We start from the raw sequence: 20,803 nt of genomic DNA, 5'->3' as shown, positions 1-20,803 counted from the left end.
CCTGCTTTCCTGCTTTCCTCCTTTCGACTCGCGTAATCCGGCGAGATAAGCCAGCCCTGGCGATAAGTTTTTATGATGGCTTTATTTCAGAACTGTAATTAGATAACAAAAAATCCCGCCTGCGGCTGAACTGCGGGTATAAAAAAGCCGATGCGGCGAGGCATCGGCTCTGGCGTTCGGCCTGGGCTTATTCGCCGGCTTCGTCTTCCGGCAGCACTTCCGGTGGGATCTCGTTAAACCAGGTGTCCAGCTTCTGGCGCAGCTTGTCGACGCCGATCTTCTTCAGCGACGAGAAGGCTTCAACCTGGATATCCCCCATAAACGGCAGCACCGCTTCACGCACCATATTGAGCTGCGCCTTGCGTGCGCCGGAGGCCAGCTTGTCGGCCTTGGTCAGCAGCACCAGCACCGGCGTGCCGACGTCGACCGCCCACTGGATCATCTGCTGGTCGAGATCTTTCAGCGGATGGCGAATATCCATCAGCACCACCAGGCCTTTCAGGCTGTTGCGCATCTGCAGGTATTCGCCCAGCGCGCGCTGCCATTTGCGCTTCATCTCTTCCGGCACTTCGGCGTAGCCGTAACCCGGCAGGTCGACCAGGCGGATGCCGTCTTCCACTTCGAACAGGTTGATCAGCTGGGTGCGCCCCGGCGTCTTACTGGTGCGCGCCAGGCTTTTTTGGTTGGTCAGCGTATTCAGCGCGCTGGATTTCCCGGCGTTGGAACGGCCGGCAAAGGCGACTTCAATTCCTGCATCCCCCGGCAGATGGCGAATATCGGGTGCGCTGGTGACGAAATGGGTCACATGATAGTTGTAGTTCTTGCTGGTCAAAATTTTTCGTCTCCGTGAGGATGGCTAACTGGTTGGCGATTATAACTGCATCAGCGGTAAAAATGGCGTGTTTCTCGGTTTTTAAGCGGCGGGACGCGATAAAACGACGGTTATGCCGCGCGTACGTTGTGAGACATTTGCCATTCGAATCGCGGGTAATGTCGCTTTATTCGAAAGTGATGTTTCTGTTTTTATTTTAAAAACAATATGTTGTTTTTTCGTTGTAGGGAAATGTCGTCCAAATCGGCGTCAGGTGCCTTGAGCCTTGGCAACAATAACGTAAAGTAGTCGTTAACGCAGGGTTGCGCAGGATTAAGGAACATCCGGGAAGGATGACAAATCTCAGGGAATGCACAGGGCGTGCAATGAGTGCCAGGATGAACGCAACAGGAAGTGACCCTTTCGCACCGGAACAGGCGGCAGGCACATCGGATGGTGAAGTATTGGCAGTTTGGATGCCGGCAGGAAGCTCGCTCGGGAAGAGCGGATGCGAATGGATTGCGCCATGGACGATTTTTCTTTCAGGATGAAGGACGTAGTGGCAGGGAATGCGGTTATAGCAGAAGGAAAAACCGGGATGTTGCATGTGCGCAAGGAGCGCGTAACAGGAATACCCTTCGCAAGAAGGTGCGAAATAGGCGGCAGGTTTAACCTGCCGCCTTTTTTCTTTGTCCGCTTTCTGCTAGATTCCGCCGCAATTCTATACTGAATCTACATACCTAAGAGCACACGCTATGAACCAGCCATCAAAAGCACCTCGCGGCAGCGCGGCGAAGTCAAAAACGAAAAAGAAAAGCCGTATGGAGCTCGATCAGGAAGCGCGCGAGCGCAAACGCCTGAAAAAGCGCCGCGGCCACGCTTCCGGTTCGCGCACCCAGGTCGAGTCCGGCAGCCAGAAGAACAAATCGGCGGCGGAAGCCAAAGATCCGCGTATCGGCAGTAAAGTGCCGGTAGCGCTGGTGGTCGACGAAACCAAAGTGAAGGCCAAACCGCAGCCGAAGCCAAAGGCCGAAGCGAAACCGCGCCTGTCGCCGGAAGAAGAGCTGGCGAAGCTGGAAAATGACGAACGCCTGAACGCGCTGCTGGATCGCATCGACGATGGCGAAACGCTGAACGCGGAAGAGCAGACCTATGTCGACAAAACGTTGGATCGCATCGATGTGCTGATGGACGTGTTGGGCATCGAACTGGGTGAAGACGACGACGAAGAAGAAGAGAAGCAGGAAGATATTCTGAAGCTGCTGAAAGGCGGCAACCCGAAAGACGCTTTTTAACGCGCTATGTGGCTCATCCCGGCAATAGCCCTACTCTTGATGTGTTATCTGCTGTGGTTATTCGGTAAACTATGGCGGCTGTCTAAGCGCAAAGCGCGTTTTCGCAGCGCTTCCGTGGCCAGACAGCGCAGACAACCGCCTCTCTCCAGGCCCGGTAGAAAAAGATATCGGAAGGAGTGAGCATGTCAGAGCAGACGATTGTCTGGGATTTGGCCCTGATCCAAAAATATAACTACTCAGGGCCGCGTTATACTTCATACCCCACGGCGCTGGAGTTTAACCAGCGCTACGACGAAGCGGCGTTTCAACGCGCCGCTGCGCGTTACCCTGAGCGGCCGCTGTCGCTGTATGTGCATATCCCTTTCTGTCATAAGCTGTGTTACTTCTGCGGCTGCAACAAGCTGGTGACGCGCCAGACCCACAAGGCCGACGAGTACCTGAACGTTTTGGCGCAAGAGATCGCCAGCCGTGCGCCGCTGTTCGCCGGCCGCAAGGTCGGCCAGATGCACTGGGGCGGCGGTACGCCGACCTACCTGGATAAAACGCAAATCAGCCGGCTGGTGGCGTTGCTGCGCGAACACTTTGATTTCCTGCCCGATGCGGAGATGTCGATCGAGGTCGATCCGCGCGAGATAGAGCTGGATGTGCTCGATCATTTACGCGCCGAAGGCTTTAACCGTCTGAGCATGGGGGTGCAGGATTTCAACAAACAGGTGCAGCAGTTGGTCAACCGCGAGCAGGACGAAGCCTTTATCTTCGCCCTGATTGAGCGGGCCAAAGCGCTGGGCTTCCGCTCGACCAATATCGATCTGATCTATGGCCTGCCGAAACAGACGCCGGAAAGCTTCGCTTTCACGCTGCAGCGGGTGGCTGAATTGAATCCCGATCGCCTCAGCGTGTTCAACTACGCGCATATGCCGAACTTGTTCGCCGCCCAGCGCAAAATCAAAGACGCCGATCTGCCCAGCGCCCAGCAGAAGCTGGATATTCTGCAGCAGAGCATCGCTTTCCTGACCGGCGCCGGCTATCAGTTCATCGGCATGGATCACTTTGCGCGCCCGGACGACGAGCTGGCAATCGCCCAACGCGAAGGCAAGCTGCACCGCAATTTCCAGGGCTATACTACCCAGGGCGACAGCGATCTGCTGGGGCTGGGCGTGTCGGCCATCAGCATGCTCGGCGACAGCTATGCGCAGAACCAGAAAGAGCTGAAGCATTACTATGAGAGCGTACCGGCGCAGGGCAACGCCCTGTGGCGCGGGCTGGCGCTGACGGACGACGATTGCCTGCGGCGCGATCTGATCAAAACCCTGATCTGCAATTTCCGGTTGGCGTATCAGCCGCTCGAACGGCAATACGGCATCGATTTCACCGCTTACTTCGCCGAAGACCTGCAGCTGCTGGCGCCGTTTGAACGCGATGGGCTTGTGGAGCGCGACGAGCAGGGCATTCGCGTCACGCCGCGCGGGCGCTTGCTGATCCGCAATATCTGCATGTGTTTCGACCGCTATCTGCGGCAACAGGCGCGCAGCCAGCAGTTCTCACGGGTGATCTGAGGATGAAAAAACAGCCGCTGATGCGGCTGTTTTTTTAACTGAAGAAGTTAATCAGCGCGGCGCACAATACCGCGGCAACCGCCGCCTGCGGGGTGTGGCTGGCGGCGGAGCCCAGCTCCGCGCCCTGAGAAATGAATACGATGAATGAGTCCAGCATCGTCAACCTCCAGAGTGTGCGACACGATCATACTGCGCCCGCACCGGCTGTAAAGCCTGCGGTTGGCGTTTTTTTGTGCGCCGGACGGCGTTTTTCATCATCCATCCCCGTTCCTATTCCATACCCAGCTCTTTGAGCTTGCGGGTCAGGGTATTACGCCCCCAGCCCAGCAGGCGCGCGGCTTCCTGTTTGTGCCCCTGGGTGTGGCGCAGGGCGGTGGTGAGCAGCGTGCGCTCCATTTCCGGCTGTGCTTCCGACAGCAGGTTTTGATGACCGGAACGCAGCGCGCGATCGGCCCACTGCGCCAGCAGCGTGGCCCAGCTGTCCGGCAGACTGTGGCTGGGGCTTTCCGGCGCGGCGGTTTCGAACAGCTCACCCGGCAGATCCTGGATCAGCACTTCCTGCCCGGCGGCCATCACCGTCAGCCAGCGGCAGGTGTTCTCCAGCTGGCGCACGTTGCCCGGCCAGGGCAGGCGGGTCAGCGCGGTTTCGGTTTCCGGGTGCAGGTTTTTGGCCTCGACGCCTAACTCTTTGGCGGCGATCTGCAGGAAGTGGCGCGCCAGCCGCGGGATGTCTTCACGGCGCTCGCGCAGCGGCGGCAGATGTACGCGGATCACGTTCAGGCGGTGGAACAGATCCTCGCGGAACTTGCCTTCCTGCACCCGCAGCTCCAGATTCTGGTGCGTGGCGGCGATGATGCGCACGTCGACCTTCACCGGCGCATAGCCGCCGACCCGGTAGAACTGGCCGTCCGCCAGCACCCGCAGCAGGCGCGTTTGCACGTCGAGCGGCATATCGCCGATCTCGTCGAGGAACAGCGTGCCGCCGTCGGCCTGTTCAAAACGGCCCTGACGGATTTGGTTCGCGCCGGTGAAGGCGCCTTTCTCGTGGCCGAACAGCTCGGACTCGATCAGATCCTTGGGGATGGCGGCCATGTTCAGGGCGATGAACGGCGACTTGGCGCGCGGGCTGTGGCGGTGCAGCGCATGCGCCACCAGCTCCTTGCCGGTGCCGGATTCACCGTTGATCAACACGCTGATCGACGAACGCGACAGCCGGCCGATGATGCGAAACACGTCCTGCATCGCCGGCGCCTCGCCGATGATGTCCGCCGCCGGATCGCTGGCCGGCTGGCTGCGCACCGGCTGCTGCTGCTCCTGATAATGGCTGATGGCGCGCTCGACCAGCGCCACCGCTTCGTCGATATCGAACGGCTTCGGCAGGTAGTCGAAGGCCCCTTGCTGATAGGCGCTGACGGCGGCGTCCAAATCCGAATGCGCGGTCATGATGATCACCGGCAGCATCGGGTGGCGCTGTTTGATCTGCTTGAGCAGCGCCAGGCCGTCTATGCCCGGCATGCGGATATCGGACAGCAGCACGTCGGGGGTTTGCGTGGCCAAGGCTTCCAGCACGTCATTGCCGCCTTCGAAGGTGGCGCAGCTCAGGCCCGCGCCGGTGAGCGCGCGCTCAAGCACCCAGCGGATGGAGCTATCGTCATCGACGATCCAGACTATCCCTCGTTGCATAGCAAACCTCACTGACGAATGGGCAGGTAGACCGAGAATTCGGTATGACCTGGCCAACTGTTGAATTCAATTTTTCCGCAATGCTGATCGATAAGATTGCGGGCGATGGATAATCCCAGGCCGGTGCCGCCCTCGCGGCCGCTGACCATCGGGTAGAACAGCGTGTCCTGCAGCTGCGCCGGCACGCCGGGGCCGTCGTCTTCGACGTCGATGCGCGCCGCCAGGCGGTAGCGGGTGCCGTGCAGCGTAATCTGAAACGCGGTGCGGGTGCGCAGCGTGATGGTGCCGCCCGCTTCGCCCAGCGCCTGCAGCGCGTTGCGGGTAATGTTCAGCAGCACCTGTTCTATCTGATCCGGGTCGTGGGCCATTTCCGGCAGGCTCGGATCGTAATCGCGCACCAGCGTGACGTTATCCGGCATTTCCAGCGACACCAGTTGGCAGACGCGCTCCGCGACCTGATGGATGCTCTGGGTGATGTGCTGGCCGGGCCGCTGCGGGCCGAGCAGGCGATCCACCAGATTGCGCAGCCGATCGGCCTGCTCGATGATCACCTTGGTGTATTCGGTCAGCGCCGGATCGGGCAGCGCCTTGGCCAGCAGCTGTGCCGCGCCGCGCAGACCGCCCAGCGGATTTTTAATCTCGTGCGCCAAACCGCGCACCAGATCGCGGGCCGCCACCTGTTGGGCATGCTGCAGCTGTTCCTGGCTCAGGCGGCGCTGATTGTCCATCGGCGCCAGCTCGACCAGAATATAGCCTTCCGGCAGCGCCTGAGCGGTCAGGGAAAGGATATGCGCACGGCCGTCGACCACCAGGGTCACTTCGTTGTCGGTGAAGCCCTGACCGGCGCGCAGGCTTTCACGCATCAAAGAGACGTTCAGCGAAAAATAACCGAGCAAATCGGGCAGCGGCGTGCCGAACAGCTTGCGGGAGCTTTGCGCCAGCAATTGCTGTGCCGCAGGGTTGGCGTAGTGAACCGCCAGAGAGTCATCCAACAGCAGGATGCTGTTGATGAGTGAATTGAGGATCTGCCCAGCATCGGGCAGCTTGCCAGTTGCCATACAGCAGACTCCTGCACCTTTTTAGTGCATCTATCCTACTCCATCCGGGATCGGCGCGGTATGGAATAGTTTTGCAGAAAATACGGTGGAGAAAAAAACCCATCCGAAGATGGGCTGAAAGTTTCCACGGCAACAAAAAAGCGATAACAAAAATGTGGGCGCCGTCCGCCTGCGCAGACGGCGCGGGTAGGGCTTAGACGCTGTAGTACAGTTCGAACTCAACCGGGTGTGGCGTCATGCGAATGCGGTCCATCTCTTCTTTGCGCAGTTCGATGTAGGCATCGATCGCATCGTCGGTGAACACGCCGCCGCGGGTCAGGAACTCGCGGTCTTCGTTCAGTGCGGCCATCGCCTCGTCCAGCGAGCCGGCCACTTTTGGGATCTCGGCTTCTTCTTCCGGCGGCAGGTCGTACAGGTTTTTGTCCATGGCGTCGCCAGGGTGGATCTTGTTGATGATGCCGTCCAGGCCGGCCATCAGCAGCGCGGCGAAGCACAGGTATGGGTTAGCCGCCGGATCCGGGAAGCGGGCTTCGATGCGGCGCGCTTTCGGGCTGGCGACCACCGGGATGCGGATGGACGCGGAGCGGTTACGGGCGGAGTAAGCCAGCATCACCGGCGCTTCGTAACCCGGCACCAAACGTTTGTACGAGTTGGTGGTCGGGTTGGCCAGGGCGTTGATCGCCTTGGCGTGCTTGATGATGCCGCCGATGTAGAACAGCGCGGTTTCAGACAGGCCGCCGTATTTGTCGCCGGCGAACAGGTTGGTGCCGTTCTTGGACAGTGACATGTGGCAGTGCATGCCGGAACCGTTGTCGCCGAACATAGGCTTCGGCATGAAGGTCGCGGTTTTGCCGAAGGCGTGCGCCACGTTGTGCACCACGTATTTGTAGATCTGAATTTCGTCGGCTTTCTTGGTCATGGTGTTGAAGCGGGTTGCCACTTCGTTCTGACCGGCGGTCGCCACTTCGTGGTGGTGCGCTTCAACCACCAGGCCCATCTCTTCCATGGTCAAGCACATGGTGGAACGCAGATCCTGCGAAGAGTCGACCGGTGGAACCGGGAAGTAACCGCCTTTCACCGCCGGACGGTGGCCTTTGTTGCCGCCGTCGTATTTTGTACCTGAGTTCCAGGCGCCTTCGATGTCGTCGATGGCCACGTGGGAACCGCGGATGCTGCTGCCGAAGCGGATATCGTCGAACAGGAAGAACTCAGGCTCTGGCCCGAACAGCACGGTATCCGCGATGCCGGAGGAGCGCAGGAAGTCTTCGGCGCGTTTGGAGATGGAGCGCGGGTCGCGATCGTAGCCTTGCATGGTGCCCGGCTCGAGAATGTCGCAGCGAATGATCAGGGTAGGTTCTTCGAAGAACGGATCCAGAACCGCCGTGCTGGCGTCCGGCATCAGCACCATGTCAGATTCGTTGATGCCCTTCCAACCACCGATAGAGGAGCCGTCAAACATTTTGCCTTCTTCGAAGAAGTCGGCGTTTACCTGGTGAGCCGGGATAGTCACGTGCTGTTCCTTACCCTTGGTGTCAGTGAAACGCAGGTCTACGAATTTCACTTCATGCTCATTCAGCATCGTCAAAACGTGTTCAGCGGACATACTTAACTCTCCCGGTTTATCATTGTCGTCGTCGTGGAACGAATCTGTGGAACTGGCTTTTTTTCGCCTTGAAAAGACTAAAGCGAAAAGCGTGCCAACTTTTTAAAAAGGCGTTCATCGCCTTTCTGCGCGGGTTTTACCCAGCCACAGTATGCACCATCAACGATAAATTGCACTGTTATGGTGCAATAAGGGTGGGCGCAGGCACCGAAATGGTGCAAAAGTGCAGCGATTGCGGCTTTTTGCACCGTGAAAGGGATCACAAACTGACCGGTACGCGGTTGTTTATAAGAGATGGTTGTGATCTTGTTTAGTCCCTCGCTTAATACGTGTACAATAGCGCGCTATTTCTAATGCCCGAGGCAAAGCTGTGATCGAAAATTTGCGTAACATCGCCATTATTGCCCACGTTGACCATGGTAAAACCACCCTGGTTGATAAGCTGCTGCAACAATCCGGTACTTTCGGAGAGCGTGCAGAAGCCACCGAACGCGTAATGGACTCCAACGATTTGGAGAAAGAGCGTGGGATTACCATCCTCGCAAAAAACACCGCCATTAATTGGAACGGTTACCGTATCAACATCGTAGATACCCCGGGACACGCCGACTTCGGCGGCGAGGTAGAGCGCGTGATGTCGATGGTTGACTCGGTGCTGCTGGTTGTGGATGCAATGGATGGCCCTATGCCGCAAACCCGCTTCGTGACCAAGAAGGCCTTCGCCAACGGTCTGAAGCCGATCGTGGTCATCAACAAGGTTGACCGTCCTGGCGCGCGCCCTGACTGGGTTGTGGATCAGGTGTTCGACCTGTTCGTGAACCTCGACGCGACCGACGAGCAGCTCGACTTCCCGATCATCTACGCTTCTGCGCTGAACGGCATCGCCGGCGTCGACCACACCGACATGGCGGAAGACATGACCCCGCTGTATCAGGCGATCGTCGACCACGTGTCTGCGCCGCAGGTTGAGCTGGAAGCGCCATTCCAGATGCAGATCTCCCAGTTGGACTACAACAACTACCTGGGCGTTATCGGCATCGGCCGCATCAAGCGCGGTAAAGTGAAGCCGAACCAGCAGGTCACCATCATCGACAGCGAAGGTAAAACTCGCAACGGTAAAGTGGGCAAAGTGCTGGGCCACCTGGGTCTGGAGCGTATTGACAGCACCCTGGCGGAAGCGGGCGACATCATCGCCATCACCGGCCTGGGCGAGCTGAACATCTCCGACACCATCTGCGACACCAACGCCGTAGAAGCGCTGCCGGCGCTGTCCGTCGACGAACCGACCGTCACCATGTTCTTCAACGTCAACACCTCGCCGTTCTGCGGTAAAGAAGGCAAGTACGTGACGTCGCGTCAGATCCTTGACCGTCTGAACAAAGAGCTGGTGCACAACGTGGCGCTGCGCGTTGAAGAAACCGACGATGCGGACGCCTTCCGCGTCTCCGGCCGTGGCGAACTGCACCTGTCGGTGCTGATCGAAAACATGCGTCGCGAAGGTTTCGAGCTGGCGGTTTCCCGTCCGAAAGTTATCTTCCGCGAAATCGATGGCCGCAAGCAGGAGCCATTCGAGAACGTGACGCTGGATATCGAAGAGCAGCATCAGGGTTCCGTGATGCAGGCGATGGGCGAGCGTAAAGCCGACCTGAAAAACATGGATCCGGACGGTAAGGGCCGCGTGCGTCTCGACTACGTGATCCCAAGCCGCGGTCTGATCGGCTTCCGTAACGAATTCATGACCATGACTTCGGGCACCGGTCTGCTGTACTCCACCTTCAGCCACTACGACGACGTGCGTCCGGGCGAAGTGGGCCAGCGTCAGAACGGCGTGCTGATCTCCAACGGCCAGGGCAAAGCGGTCGCGTTCGCGCTGTTCGGCCTGCAGGATCGCGGCAAGCTGTTCCTGGGCCACGGTGCGGAAGTGTATGAAGGCCAGATCATCGGTATTCACTCGCGTTCCAACGACCTGACCGTAAACTGCCTGACCGGTAAGAAGCTGACCAACATGCGTGCTTCCGGTACTGACGAAGCGACTACCCTGGTTCCGGCCATCAAAATGACCCTGGAGCAAGCTCTGGAGTTCATCGATGACGACGAACTGGTAGAAGTGACGCCAACCTCGATCCGTATCCGTAAGCGTCACCTGACGGAAAACGATCGTAAGCGCGCCAGCCGCGGTCCTAAAGACGCTTAATCGCTGATTGAGTGTCTCATGCTTAGGGCGCGGTTCTCGCGCCCTGAGTTTTTTCCTCTGTTGTTCCCCGTTTGTGCGGCGCGCTATGCGCTTTTCCGTTCGTTCCCTGTTCAGCTGTTCCTTTTCCCGCTACAGTGAAATCTCACCGGCCCATCAGGAGAGGACTATGCTGTATATCTTTGATTTAGGTAATGTGATCGTCGATATCGATTTCAAGCGTGTGCTGGGCGTGTGGAGCAATTTGAGCGGCACGCCGTTGGCGGTGCTGTCCGATCGTTTCACTATGGGTGAGGTGTTCCAGCAGCATGAGCGCGGTGAAATCAGCGACGAAGACTTCGCCGGCAAGCTGTGCGATGAAATGGGCATCGCGCTCAGCTTCGAGCAATTCGCCACCGGCTGGCAGGCGGTATTCGTCGCGCTGCGCCCGGAAGTGATCGACATCATGCAGCGCCTGCGCAACGAGGGCCACCGGGTGGTGGTACTGTCGAACACCAACCGTCTGCACTGCAACTACTGGCCGCAGCACTATCCTGAAGTGGCCGCCGCCGCCGATCACCTCTATCTGTCGCAAGATCTCGGCATGCGCAAGCCGGAGGCCGAGATCTACCAGCATGTGCTGGCCGCGGAAAACACCGCCGCCGCCGACGCGGTGTTCTTCGACGATCACCCGGCGAACGTCCTCGCCGCGCAGGCGTTGGGGATCAAGACGGTGCACGTCACCGATCGCGACGTGGTGCCGGCCTATTTTGCTCAATGAGCGCAGGGCGCGTTAAGCTTAAGGCGTATCAACGGACATCAAGGAGTGACTATGTCGTTTTTCCGCCGCAAGAAGCTGCCCTCTGCGATTAAGCCCGGCGTCACCTTCGGACGGCTGCTGTACCAGCGTATCGATCACGATGGCCTGACGATGTTGGCGGGCCATCTCGCCTATGTTTCCCTATTGTCGCTGGTGCCGCTGGTCACCGTGGTGTTCGCGCTGTTCGCCGCTTTCCCGATGTTTTCCGACATCAGCGAACAGCTGAAGAGCTTCATCTTTTCCAATTTCGTGCCGGCCGCCGGCAACGTCATACAGAACTACCTGGAACAGTTCGTCGCCAACTCCAACAAGATGACCGCCGTCGGCACCTGCGGGCTGATCGTCACCGCGCTGCTGCTGATCTCCTCGGTGGACAGCGTGCTGAACACCATCTGGCGCAGCAAGAACAAGCGGCCGATCGTCTTTTCCTTCGCCGTGTACTGGATGGTGCTGACGCTGGGGCCGCTGCTGGTGGGCGCCAGCATGGCCATCAGCTCCTACCTGCTGTCGCTCAACTGGCTGGCGCAGACCGGCGTCAACGGTTTGGTGGATCAGGTGCTGCGTATCTTCCCGCTGATTTTGTCGTGCGCTTCCTTCTGGCTGTTGTATTGCATCGTGCCGACGGTGCGGGTGCCGCCCAAAGACGCGCTGATTGGCGCGCTGGTGGCCGGATTGCTGTTCGAGCTGGGCAAGAAGGGATTCGCGCTGTACGTCACCATGTTCCCTTCCTACCAGCTGATTTACGGTGTGCTGGCGGTGATCCCGATTTTATTCCTGTGGGTCTACTGGAGCTGGTGTATCGTGTTACTCGGCGCGGAAATCACCGTGACCATCGGCGAATACCGCGACTACCGTCGGCAGAAGGCGGAGCAACAGGAACAGAAACCAGAAGGGCAGCAGGAATGATTGCGTTGATTCAACGGGTGTTAAACGCCAGCGTCACGGTGGGTGGCGAGACGGTAGGCAAGATTGGCCCCGGTTTGTTAGTGTTATTGGGCGTGGAGCAGGGCGATAACGAGCAAAAAGCGCAGCGCCTGTGCGAACGCGTGTTGGGATACCGCATTTTCGGCGACGAGAACGACAAGATGAATCTCAACGTCCAGCAGGCCGGGGGCAGCGTGCTGGTCGTTTCGCAGTTCACCCTGGCGGCGGACACCCAAAAGGGCATGCGGCCCAGCTTCTCGCGCGGCGCCGCACCTTTGGTCGCCGATCGGTTGTATCAATATTTTGTTGGCCAGTGCCGCGAACGCGGCGTAGAGACCCAGACCGGCGAATTCGCCGCCGACATGCAGGTGGCGCTGGTCAACGATGGTCCGGTGACATTCTGGCTACAGGTCTAAGCATTCGGAGAACAGGCGTCTATGTATCACCTACGAGTACCCGTAACAGAGCAAGAACTGAAGGAGTATTACCAGTTTCGCTGGGAAATGCTGCGCAAGCCGCTGCACCAGCCGGTGGGTTCGGAAAAGGATGCCTATGACGCCATGGCCCACCACCAAATGGTGGTGGACGAGGCCGGTAAAATCGTCGCCATCGGGCGGCTGTACATCAATGCCGACAACGAGGCGGCGATCCGTTTTCTGGCGGTAGATCCGACGCTGCAGGATAAAGGGCTGGGGACGCTGGTGGCGATGACGCTGGAGTCCGTTGCGCGGCAGGAGGGCGTGAAGCGGGTGGTGTGCAGCGCCCGTGAGGACGCGGTGGACTTCTTCGCCAAGCTGGGGTTCGTCAATCAGGGGGAGATCACTGCGCCGCAGACCACCCCGATCCGCCACTTTTTGATGATCAAACCGGTAGCGACGCTGGACGATATCCTGCATCGCCCCGACTGGTGCGGCCAACTGCAGCAGGCCTGGTATGAACACATCCCGCTGAGCGAAAAGATGGGCGTGCGCATCAGCCAATACACCGGCCAGCGCTTCGTCACCACCATGCCCGAGACCGGCAACCAGAATCCGCACCACACGCTGTTCGCCGGCAGCCTGTTCTCGCTGGCGACGCTGACCGCCTGGGGGCTGATTTGGCTGCTGCTGCGCGAGCGCCACCTCGGCGGCACCATCATTCTGGCGGACGCGCACATTCGCTACAGCAAACCGATTACCGGCAGGCCGCGAGCGGTGGCGGATCTCGGCTCGCTGAGCGGCGACTTGGCGCGTCTGGCGCGCGGCCGCCGCGCGCGCGTGCACGCCGAAGTGCATCTGTTCGGCGACGAGGATAAAGGCGCGGTGTTCGAAGGCACCTACATGGTGCTGCCGGCCGAGCCGGATGTGCCGCTGGATCAGGGCGGCTCTGAGGCGCTGGAAGAGTAAGACGGCGGCCTGCCTGAGGGCGGGCCGCGCAGGGCATTACGGCAGTTGCTGGTTCACCGCTTGGCCGTCGCCGGCGGTGGCCTGCAGATTTCCCTTCAACGAGGCTTTGAACGGCCCGTCGCTGTTCAGCAGCCCTTTCAACTGCAGCTCAAGGTTGCCGTCGCCCGTCAGCGGCACCGGCTGCCATCCCCATTGCTGCAAGGTGTTGATCGGTACCGAACGGCCGTGCAGCGTCAGCTGGAACGGCTTGCCCGGCAGCTGATCGACGGTCGCTTTGGCCTCAAGCAACCCATTAGGCATAAAGGCGCTGAGCTCGGTGACGTTAATCTGATTGGCGTCGGCGTTCAGCGCCAGCGAAGGGCGCCGCACGTCTATCTTGTTGAAGGTCGCCTCGCTGCCGTTCAGGTTGAGCGATCCAGACCATATGCCCCACTGGCGATCGCGCGCCAGCAGCAGGTTGCTGCCGTAGCCGTCCAGCGCGGTGATCTGGAACGGGAATGCCGGGTTGATATCGATGATCAGATTGCGGTTGGTGGTCAGCTTGGTGACGTACACCTCCGCCAGCCAGTCCGGCAGCGGTTTCAGCCACAGTTCGCGCCAGTCGCTCGGCAGGGTGTACTCCAGCGCCGCCATGGCCACTTCATCCAGCTGCAGGCGTTTGCCGGCGCGCAGCCAGTTGCCGGAGGTGCGCAGCAGCCCGCCTTCCCAGCGGGTGGTGAACTGTTGAATGGCTATGCCGGCGGAGGAGAGCCGCAGGGTGGAGATCGGATCGATCAGGTGGAAGCCGCCGTTGATCACGTCGCTGGCGTTGACGTTGAGCGAGCCGTCTTCGCTGCGCCAGTCGCCTTTTTCGACGCTGACGTTTTGCAGCGACAGATCGAGATCGTTAAACGCCCATGCCTTGCCTTCCAGGCGCGCGTCGATCAGATCGAAACGCTTGAGGGTGACCGGCGGCAGGGTGGTAAAGCGCTGCATGAATTCCGCCAGCGTCAGCGGGGTCTGCATGCGCACGCCGCTCAGCCGCAGGCGATCCACCTGCCAACTGCCGTCGGCGGCGCGGCTGGCCACGCCGGTCAGGTCGCCCTGCGCCAGATCGGCGCCGAAGTTGTTCAACAGCAGCTTGCCCTGCTTCTGCTCCCCCTGCACCAACACCTTCGAGGCGGGGATGCCGTTCAGCGTCATCGAACCGGCGCTGAACTGGAACTGGTTGCTGTCCCCCAGCAGATGACCGGCCAGCGGGCGCCACGGCGTGATGCCGGCAGTGACCTGCTGCGCGTTGAGTTGCCACTCGTTATCGTTGGACTGCAACGCCATGTTGCTCAGCTGCAGCACGTCGGCCTGTACAGGCAGCGCCGCCGCCTGCGGCTGCACGTTCAGCGTGCCGTCGCGCAGTGTGACGCTGTGAAAATAGCGCGGCTCGGTGATTTGGCGCAGGCTGAGGCCCAGATCGACGCGTTTGGCGACCAGCGCCTGCGGCTGGCCGTTGCGCGCCAGTTGCACGTCTTCCAGCTCAATCTGGTTCGGCTGGCTCCACGAATGGGTGATTTTTCCTATCGACAGGCGGTATTCGCTGTTGTCGCTGATCCAGGCGCTCAGGCGGCCTGCCGCCCAGCGGGTTTGCCCCACCAGGTACAGCACCACTGCCGCCAGCACGATCAGCAGCAGCAACGTCAGCAACAGCTTTCCGATAAATTTCATCGTCTACATCCGCATCGGTCAAAAAAGATACCCTGTTTATGCCGCAATTGGCCGGGCATCTCAAGGGCAATGGTCTGATAGACAATAAAAAACGGCCGCAAGCGGCCGTTTGAACGCCGATGGACAGGTTACTTCTTCTCGTGTTCCTGCGGGAACACCAGGTTCAGCACGATGGCGGTAATGCCGCCGGCGGCGATGCCAGAAGAGAGCAGGGTTTTCAGCCAGTCCGGCGCGAACTGCAGGATCAGCGGCTGCTGGGAGACGCCCATGCCGACGGCCAGCGACAGCGCCATAATCATGATGGCGCGGCGGTTGAGACGCTCGCGCGACACGATGCGCACGCCGGAGGCGGCGATGGTGCCGAACATCACGATGGTCGCGCCGCCCAGTACCGGTTCGGGGATGTGCTGCACGAAGCCGGCCACCGCCGGGAACAGCCCCAGCGCGATCAGCATCAGCGCCACCACGAAGCCGACGTAGCGGCTGGCGACGCCGGTCAGTTGGATCACGCCATTGTTCTGGCCGAAGCAGGAGTTGGGGAAGGTATTGAACACCGCCGACAGCATCGAGTTCAGGCCGTTGGCCAGCACGCCACCCTTCAGGCGCTTCATGTACAGCGGCCCGCTGACCGGCTGTTCGGAGACGTCGGAGGTGGCGGTGATGTCGCCGATGGTCTCGAGCGAGGTGACCATAAAAATCAGCATCAGCGGCAGCAGCAGGTTCCAGTCGAAGCCCAGGCCGTAATAGAGCGGCGTGGGGATGGTGATCGCCGCAGTAGGGGTCGCCGGTGCGTCGGCGGGCAGCATGTCCATCGCCCAGGCCAACAGATAGCCGACCGCCATGGCGATCACCAGCGAAGCCACGCGCAGGTAAGGGTTGCGCTGGCGGTTCAGCAGGATGATTACCGCCAGCACCGCGCCGGCCAGCAGCAGGTTTTTCGGCGAGCCGAAGCTATGATCGTTCATCGCGGCGTAGCCGCCGCCGATCGAGGTCAGGCCGACCTGAATCAGCGACAGGCCGATGATCATCACCACGATGCCGGAAACCAGCGGGGTGATGATGCGGCGCGCCAGATGCAGCACGCGCGACAGCAGAATTTCGGTGCAGGAGGCGACCATCAGGGTGCCAAACAGCGCGGCCATCATGGTCGGCACGTCGGCGCCGCCGTTTTTCAGCGCCAGGCCGCCCATGATCAGCGGCGAAACGAAGTTGAAGCTGGTGCCCTGAATCGACAGCAGCCCGGAACCCACCGGCCCCCAGGTTTTGATTTGCAGAATGGAAGCCAGACCGGAGGCGAACAGCGACATGCTGATGATGTGCTGGGTATCCTGTGCCGGCAGGCCCAGCGCCTGGCAGATCAGCAGGGCCGGGGTGATCACCGCGACGAACATCGCCAGCAGATGCTGGCCGGCGGCAAACAGCGTTTGCGGCAGCGGCGGGCGATCTTCCAGGCGATAAATCAGTTCACTGGCGCGGGGTTCTGAGGCGGCTTGGCGCGCGGCATCAAGCTCGGAGGATGACATGCTCATGGTGTGGCGTTTCCAGATACGGCAAAGCAGGCATTTTAATGCTCCGCCCCACAAAAGCAAACGGTTGCGCGTAAATATTATGTTGCCGACTTTCCTGTTTATGTCGCATTTTCATTCATTTTTTCTTGTCATCTCAGCGTTTTTTACTTCTAATCCTGCACTCATCAAGTTTAAAAACTCAGTGGTTTTCTATAACTTATTATTTTTATTTGGATCTTTTTCCTTACATGGAGTACCTGGATGTTTCATCTTGATACTTATGGCACGTTAGTCGCGGCGACGCTGGTTTTGCTCCTCGGGGGCAAGTGCGTCAGAACCATTCCTCTGCTGCGAAAATATACCATTCCCGCTCCCGTCGCCGGCGGTTTGCTGGTGGCCCTCCTGCTGTTAGCCCTGAAAAAGCTCGTCAACTGGGAAATCAGTTTTGACATGTCGCTGAAGGATCCGCTGATGCTGGCCTTCTTCGCCACCATCGGTCTGAACGCCAACCTGGCGCGTTTGCGCGCCGGCGGCAAGGTGCTGGTGGTGTTCCTGTTCGTGGTGCTGGGGCTGCTTATCGTGCAGAACGCCATCGGCATCGGCATGGCGAAAATGCTGGGGTTGGATCCGCTGATGGGCCTGATCGCCGGGTCGATCACCCTGTCGGGCGGCCACGGCACCGGGGCGGCCTGGAGCAAGCTATTCATCGAGCGCTACGGCTTCGAGAACGCCACGGAAGTCGCCATGGCCTGCGCCACCTTCGGCCTGGTGCTGGGCGGCCTGATCGGCGGCCCGGTGGCGCGCTATCTGGTCAAGCACTCCTCCACGCCGGAAGGCACCCCGGATGACAGCGTGCAGCCGAGCGGCTTCGAGAAGCCGGAAAGCGGCCGTCTGATCACCTCGCTGGTGATGATCGAAACCATCGCCATGATCGCCATCTGTCTGAGCCTGGGGCAGCTGATTGCCGGCCTGCTGAGCGGCACGGTGTTTGAACTGCCGAACTTCGTTTGCGTGCTGTTCGTCGGGGTGATCCTCAGCAACACGCTGGCCTTCACCGGTTTCTATACCGTGTTCGAGCGGGCGGTGTCGGTGCTGGGCAACGTCAGCCTGTCGCTGTTCCTGGCGATGGCACTGATGAGTCTGCGCCTGTGGGAGCTGGCCTCGCTGGCGCTGCCGATGCTGGCGATCCTGGCGGTGCAGACGCTGGTCATGGCGCTGTACGCGATCTTCGTCACCTATCGGGTGATGGGTAAAAACTACGACGCGGCGGTGCTGGCCGCCGGCCACTGCGGCTTCGGCATGGGCGCCACGCCGACGGCGATCGCCAACATGCAGGCGATCACCGATCGTTTCGGCCCGTCGCACGTGGCGTTTTTGGTGGTGCCGATGGTGGGGGCGTTCTTTATCGATATCGCCAATGCCATCGTCATCAAGCTGTATCTGCTGCTGCCGGTGTTCCCGGCGGTGGGGTGATATCGCGGGTCATCGCGAAAAGGGCGCCTGCGGCGCCCTTTTTTATGCGTTGGAGTAGCGCGCCTTCTCCGGCAGCCAGCGTTCGATCAGCGCCTGGGCGTGCTCCGGATAGTGCTGATGGAGATGGCGAGCGACGCGCTGCACTTCGGGGATCATCGCCTGATCGCGCAGCAGATCCGCCACCTTGAATTCGGCGCTGCCGGTCTGGCGGGTGCCCAGCAGCTCGCCCGGGCCGCGGATCTCCAGATCGCGCTGCGCGATGACGAAGCCATCGTTGCTGTCGCGCAGCACCTGCAGGCGCGTTTGCGCAGTCTTGCTCAGCGGCGTTTTGTACAGAAGCACGCAGTGTGAGGCCACGGCGCCGCGCCCTACGCGGCCGCGCAGCTGGTGCAGCTGCGCCAGGCCCAGCCGCTCCGGGTTTTCGATGATCATCAGGCTGGCGTTCGGCACGTCGACGCCGACTTCGATCACCGTAGTGGCCACCAACAGCTGCAGCTCGCCCTGTTTAAACGCCTGCATCACCGCCTGCTTTTCCTGCGCTTTCATGCGGCCGTGCACCAGCGCTACCTTCAGCTCTGGCAGCGCGGTTTTCAGTTCTTCCCAGGTGGCTTCCGCCGCCTGCGCTTCCAGCAGCTCGGACTCTTCGATCAGCGTACATACCCAGTAAGCCTGCCGCCCCTCTTCCAGACAGGCGCTCTTCACCCGTTGAATGATGTCGGCGCGGCGGGTATCGGGGATGGCGACGGTGGTCACCGGCGTACGGCCCGGCGGCAGCTCGTCGATGACCGAGGTATCGAGATCGGCATAGGCGGTCATCGCCAGCGTGCGCGGGATCGGCGTGGCGGTCATGATCAGCTGATGGGCGTGGAAGCCTTGCTCTTCGCCTTTCTCCCACAGCGCCAGCCGCTGATGCACCCCGAAGCGGTGCTGCTCATCAATGATCACCAGCGCCAGGCCGTTGAACTGCACCTGCTCCTGGAAGATGGCGTGGGTGCCGACCACCATCGACACCTGGCCGCTGGCGATAGCCTCCTGCTGCGCGATGCGCGCCTTGCCTTTCTGTTTGCCGGCCAGCCAGCCGACCTCCAGCCCCAGCGGTTCAAACCACTGACGGAAATTGTTGGCGTGCTGCTCGGCCAGCAGCTCGGTCGGCGCCATCAGCGCTACCTGCTTGCCGTGCGCGATGGCGCGCAGCGCCGCCAGCGCCGCCACCAGCGTTTTGCCGGAGCCGACGTCGCCCTGCACCAGCCGCATCATCGGGAAGTCTTTTTGCATATCGGCTTCGATGTCGGCCACCACGCGCGTTTGCGCGCCGGTCGGCGAGAACGGCAGCTGGGCGAGAAAACGGTTTTTCAGCCGATCGTCCGGCAGCAGCGGCTGCGCCTGATAGCTCTGCGCGCCGGCGCGCACCGCCAGCATGCTGAGGTTATGCGCCAGCAGCTCTTCAAGGATCAGGCGTTTTTGCGCCGGGTGTTTGCCCAGCTCCAGATCCGCCAGCTGGATGTCCGGCGGCGGGCGATGCAGGGTGTGCAGCGCCTGCGGCAGGCTCATCAGGCCGCCGCTCAGCTCCGGCGGCAGCAGCTCGGCGATAGCGCAGGTATCCAGCAGCTCCAGCGCCTGATCGGTCAGCTTGCGCAGCGTGGCCTGCCGCACCCCTTCGGTGGTGGGGTAGACCGGCGTCAGCGACTCTTGCAGCTCAACCTCGCTGGCTTCGCCCTGAATGCGGTATTCCGGATGGATGATTTCCGCGCCGTGGTTGCCGCGTTTGATCTCGCCGTAGGCGGTCACGCGGCGGCCGGTGGCCAGGCTGTTCTTCATCGCGGCGTTGAAGTTGAAGAACCGCATGGTAAGGATGCCGGTGCCGTCGCTGATCTGGCAGGTCAGCATGCGGCGGCGGCCGAAGCTGATGTCGCTGCGCAGCACTTCCCCTTCTACCGTGGCGTAGATGCCCGGCAGCAGATCGTTGATCGGGTAGAGGCGAGTGCGGTCTTCGTAGCGCAGCGGCAGGTGCAGCAGCAGATCCTGAATGGTCTCGAGGCCAAGCTTGGCCAGTTTGCCCGCCTGGCTGGCGCCAACCCCGGAAAGCGTGGTGAGTGGGACAGCATCCAGCAGGCGGCCTTTCATTTGCGCACCGTCGCCTGCATGGCCGCCCACCATTCGGCGCTGGCGACCACCTGGCCCTGCTCGTCAATCTGCGGGCGCGGCAGCCCTTTGCGCTTGGCCACGTTGGCCAGCACCGGGTAGCCGCCTTCGAACAGCAGACGCTGCTGCTCTTCTTCATCCAGCATGCTGTTGTCGCGGCGATACAGGCCGGCGTTCTGCCGCTGGCGCTGCGCTTCATACAGGATCAGCGCCGAGGCCACGGAGACGTTGAGCGACTGCACCATGCCGATCATCGGAATGACGATGTCCCGATCGGCCAGCGCCAGCGCTTCTTCGGTGATGCCGGTTTTTTCCTGGCCGAGCAGCACGCAGGTGGGCCGGGTGTAGTCCACCTCGCGGAAATCGACCGCGCGCGCAGACAGATTGGTGGCCAGAATTTGCATGCCCTGCGCTTTCAGATGACCGACCGCGTCGCCGATGGAACGATGGGTTTTGACGCTGACCCAGCTGTTGCTGCCGGCGGCGGAGGAAACCAGGGTGCGCATGCGGGTGGTGGGCCACACGGCGTGGACCTGATGCACGCCGACGGCGTCGGCGGTGCGGATAATGGCGGAGACGTTATGCGGCTTGTGCACTTGCTCCAGGCAGACCGTCAAATCCGGCTGCCGGGTCGCGAGCATTTCACAAATCCGCGCATAGCGTTCAGGACTCATAAG

18 protein-coding genes are annotated in these 20,803 nt (G+C 60.7%); 9 read left to right on the top strand and 9 right to left on the bottom strand.

Annotated elements, in window-relative coordinates; genetic code table 11:
• Nucleotides 1–187 precede the first annotated feature (187 nt).
• Nucleotides 188–832, bottom strand: coding sequence for a ribosome biogenesis GTP-binding protein YihA/YsxC (gene yihA / locus SSARUM2_RS24070; RefSeq protein WP_019452177.1), 645 nt, complete (start codon nucleotides 830–832; stop codon nucleotides 188–190).
• Nucleotides 833–1,337: 505 nt separating this feature from the next.
• On the opposite strand from yihA, the gene SSARUM2_RS24065 reads away from it, so the two are divergent.
• The 3 genes from SSARUM2_RS24065 to hemN all read left to right on the top strand — a co-directional run bounded on the left by SSARUM2_RS24065 (nucleotide 1,338) and on the right by hemN (nucleotide 3,662).
• Nucleotides 1,338–1,541: a hypothetical protein gene (locus SSARUM2_RS24065; protein WP_223182053.1), complete on the top strand. Its 204-nt coding sequence runs from the start codon at nucleotides 1,338–1,340 to the stop codon at nucleotides 1,539–1,541.
• Between the two features lie 25 nt (nucleotides 1,542–1,566).
• A complete protein-coding gene (yihI, locus tag SSARUM2_RS24060; protein WP_071883854.1) occupies nucleotides 1,567–2,106 on the top strand; it encodes a Der GTPase-activating protein YihI in 540 nt (179 codons plus the stop codon).
• Nucleotides 2,107–2,288: 182 nt separating this feature from the next.
• Entirely contained in the window at nucleotides 2,289–3,662 is a 1,374-nt protein-coding gene (gene hemN / locus SSARUM2_RS24055; RefSeq protein ID WP_060424787.1) for an oxygen-independent coproporphyrinogen III oxidase, read from the top strand.
• Nucleotides 3,663–3,696: 34 nt separating this feature from the next.
• Here the strand turns inward: hemN and SSARUM2_RS24050 are convergent, their stop codons facing one another.
• The 4 genes from SSARUM2_RS24050 to glnA all read right to left on the bottom strand — a co-directional run bounded on the left by SSARUM2_RS24050 (nucleotide 3,697) and on the right by glnA (nucleotide 8,006).
• The gene (locus SSARUM2_RS24050; RefSeq protein WP_015379453.1) at nucleotides 3,697–3,819 is read right to left on the bottom strand and encodes a YshB family small membrane protein; all 123 of its coding nucleotides are present in this window, start codon (nucleotides 3,817–3,819) and stop codon (nucleotides 3,697–3,699) included.
• 113 nt (nucleotides 3,820–3,932) lie between these two features.
• Nucleotides 3,933–5,345 (bottom strand): nitrogen regulation protein NR(I), encoded by a 1,413-nt coding sequence (gene glnG, locus SSARUM2_RS24045; RefSeq protein ID WP_015379452.1) that lies wholly within the window; start codon nucleotides 5,343–5,345, stop codon nucleotides 3,933–3,935.
• A gap of 8 nt (nucleotides 5,346–5,353) precedes the next feature.
• Nucleotides 5,354–6,403: a nitrogen regulation protein NR(II) gene (glnL, locus tag SSARUM2_RS24040; RefSeq protein WP_004931246.1), complete on the bottom strand. Its 1,050-nt coding sequence runs from the start codon at nucleotides 6,401–6,403 to the stop codon at nucleotides 5,354–5,356.
• Nucleotides 6,404–6,596: 193 nt separating this feature from the next.
• Nucleotides 6,597–8,006: a glutamate--ammonia ligase gene (gene glnA / locus SSARUM2_RS24035; protein WP_004931244.1), complete on the bottom strand. Its 1,410-nt coding sequence runs from the start codon at nucleotides 8,004–8,006 to the stop codon at nucleotides 6,597–6,599.
• Between the two features lie 370 nt (nucleotides 8,007–8,376).
• On the opposite strand from glnA, the gene typA reads away from it, so the two are divergent.
• The 5 genes from typA to fabY all read left to right on the top strand — a co-directional run bounded on the left by typA (nucleotide 8,377) and on the right by fabY (nucleotide 13,305).
• The gene (typA, locus tag SSARUM2_RS24030; protein ID WP_004931243.1) at nucleotides 8,377–10,200 is read left to right on the top strand and encodes a ribosome-dependent GTPase TypA; all 1,824 of its coding nucleotides are present in this window, start codon (nucleotides 8,377–8,379) and stop codon (nucleotides 10,198–10,200) included.
• A 166-nt stretch (nucleotides 10,201–10,366) separates the two neighbouring features.
• Nucleotides 10,367–10,957 (top strand): glucose-1-phosphatase, encoded by a 591-nt coding sequence (gene yihX, locus SSARUM2_RS24025; RefSeq protein WP_033636494.1) that lies wholly within the window; start codon nucleotides 10,367–10,369, stop codon nucleotides 10,955–10,957.
• 51 nt (nucleotides 10,958–11,008) lie between these two features.
• Entirely contained in the window at nucleotides 11,009–11,902 is an 894-nt protein-coding gene (locus SSARUM2_RS24020) for a virulence factor BrkB family protein (RefSeq protein ID WP_033636493.1), read from the top strand.
• The gene (gene dtd / locus SSARUM2_RS24015) at nucleotides 11,899–12,336 is read left to right on the top strand and encodes a D-aminoacyl-tRNA deacylase (RefSeq protein ID WP_016929644.1); all 438 of its coding nucleotides are present in this window, start codon (nucleotides 11,899–11,901) and stop codon (nucleotides 12,334–12,336) included. Before SSARUM2_RS24020 ends, dtd begins: the two co-directional genes overlap by 4 nt.
• A gap of 21 nt (nucleotides 12,337–12,357) precedes the next feature.
• On the top strand, nucleotides 12,358–13,305 hold the full coding sequence (gene fabY, locus SSARUM2_RS24010; RefSeq protein ID WP_033636491.1) for a fatty acid biosynthesis protein FabY: 948 nt from the start codon (nucleotides 12,358–12,360) through the stop codon (nucleotides 13,303–13,305).
• Nucleotides 13,306–13,341: 36 nt separating this feature from the next.
• On the opposite strand, the gene SSARUM2_RS24005 is transcribed toward fabY, so the two are convergent.
• Both SSARUM2_RS24005 and SSARUM2_RS24000 read right to left on the bottom strand, forming a co-directional pair.
• Nucleotides 13,342–15,003: an AsmA family protein gene (locus SSARUM2_RS24005; RefSeq protein ID WP_060453236.1), complete on the bottom strand. Its 1,662-nt coding sequence runs from the start codon at nucleotides 15,001–15,003 to the stop codon at nucleotides 13,342–13,344.
• Between the two features lie 128 nt (nucleotides 15,004–15,131).
• Nucleotides 15,132–16,532, bottom strand: coding sequence for a uracil-xanthine permease family protein (locus SSARUM2_RS24000; RefSeq protein WP_060453237.1), 1,401 nt, complete (start codon nucleotides 16,530–16,532; stop codon nucleotides 15,132–15,134).
• 240 nt (nucleotides 16,533–16,772) lie between these two features.
• On the opposite strand from SSARUM2_RS24000, the gene gltS reads away from it, so the two are divergent.
• On the top strand, nucleotides 16,773–17,984 hold the full coding sequence (gltS, locus tag SSARUM2_RS23995; protein WP_033649747.1) for a sodium/glutamate symporter: 1,212 nt from the start codon (nucleotides 16,773–16,775) through the stop codon (nucleotides 17,982–17,984).
• Nucleotides 17,985–18,026: 42 nt separating this feature from the next.
• On the opposite strand, the gene recG is transcribed toward gltS, so the two are convergent.
• Both recG and trmH read right to left on the bottom strand, forming a co-directional pair.
• Nucleotides 18,027–20,108, bottom strand: a complete 2,082-nt coding sequence (gene recG / locus SSARUM2_RS23990) for an ATP-dependent DNA helicase RecG (protein WP_033636486.1) — start codon at nucleotides 20,106–20,108, stop codon at nucleotides 18,027–18,029.
• Complete coding sequence (gene trmH / locus SSARUM2_RS23985; RefSeq protein ID WP_033649746.1) at nucleotides 20,105–20,800, bottom strand: tRNA (guanosine(18)-2'-O)-methyltransferase TrmH; 696 nt, start codon at nucleotides 20,798–20,800, stop codon at nucleotides 20,105–20,107. Before trmH ends, recG begins: the two co-directional genes overlap by 4 nt.
• Nucleotides 20,801–20,803: the final 3 nt, after the last annotated feature.

This window comes from Serratia sp. K-E0102, from assembly GCF_029962625.1.
GTDB lineage: Bacteria > Pseudomonadota > Gammaproteobacteria > Enterobacterales > Enterobacteriaceae > Serratia > Serratia sarumanii.
This window is presented reverse-complemented; position numbering and strand designations above follow the sequence as displayed.

Bases quoted from the DNA above. Each gene is read 5' to 3' on its own strand.
- SSARUM2_RS24065 (WP_223182053.1), top strand. From the start codon at position 1,338: ATGGACGATTTTTCTTTCAGGATGAAGGACGTAGTGGCAGGGAATGCG.
- yihI (WP_071883854.1), top strand. From the start codon at position 1,567: ATGAACCAGCCATCAAAAGCACCTCGCGGCAGCGCGGCGAAGTCAAAA.
- hemN (WP_060424787.1), top strand. From the start codon at position 2,289: ATGTCAGAGCAGACGATTGTCTGGGATTTGGCCCTGATCCAAAAATAT.
- SSARUM2_RS24050 (WP_015379453.1), bottom strand. From the start codon at position 3,819: ATGCTGGACTCATTCATCGTATTCATTTCTCAGGGCGCGGAGCTGGGC.
- glnG (WP_015379452.1), bottom strand. From the start codon at position 5,345: ATGCAACGAGGGATAGTCTGGATCGTCGATGACGATAGCTCCATCCGC.
- glnL (WP_004931246.1), bottom strand. From the start codon at position 6,403: ATGGCAACTGGCAAGCTGCCCGATGCTGGGCAGATCCTCAATTCACTC.
- glnA (WP_004931244.1), bottom strand. From the start codon at position 8,006: ATGTCCGCTGAACACGTTTTGACGATGCTGAATGAGCATGAAGTGAAA.
- yihX (WP_033636494.1), top strand. From the start codon at position 10,367: ATGCTGTATATCTTTGATTTAGGTAATGTGATCGTCGATATCGATTTC.
- SSARUM2_RS24020 (WP_033636493.1), top strand. From the start codon at position 11,009: ATGTCGTTTTTCCGCCGCAAGAAGCTGCCCTCTGCGATTAAGCCCGGC.
- dtd (WP_016929644.1), top strand. From the start codon at position 11,899: ATGATTGCGTTGATTCAACGGGTGTTAAACGCCAGCGTCACGGTGGGT.
- fabY (WP_033636491.1), top strand. From the start codon at position 12,358: ATGTATCACCTACGAGTACCCGTAACAGAGCAAGAACTGAAGGAGTAT.
- SSARUM2_RS24005 (WP_060453236.1), bottom strand. From the start codon at position 15,003: ATGAAATTTATCGGAAAGCTGTTGCTGACGTTGCTGCTGCTGATCGTG.
- SSARUM2_RS24000 (WP_060453237.1), bottom strand. From the start codon at position 16,532: ATGAGCATGTCATCCTCCGAGCTTGATGCCGCGCGCCAAGCCGCCTCA.
- gltS (WP_033649747.1), top strand. From the start codon at position 16,773: ATGTTTCATCTTGATACTTATGGCACGTTAGTCGCGGCGACGCTGGTT.
- recG (WP_033636486.1), bottom strand. From the start codon at position 20,108: ATGAAAGGCCGCCTGCTGGATGCTGTCCCACTCACCACGCTTTCCGGG.
- trmH (WP_033649746.1), bottom strand. From the start codon at position 20,800: ATGAGTCCTGAACGCTATGCGCGGATTTGTGAAATGCTCGCGACCCGG.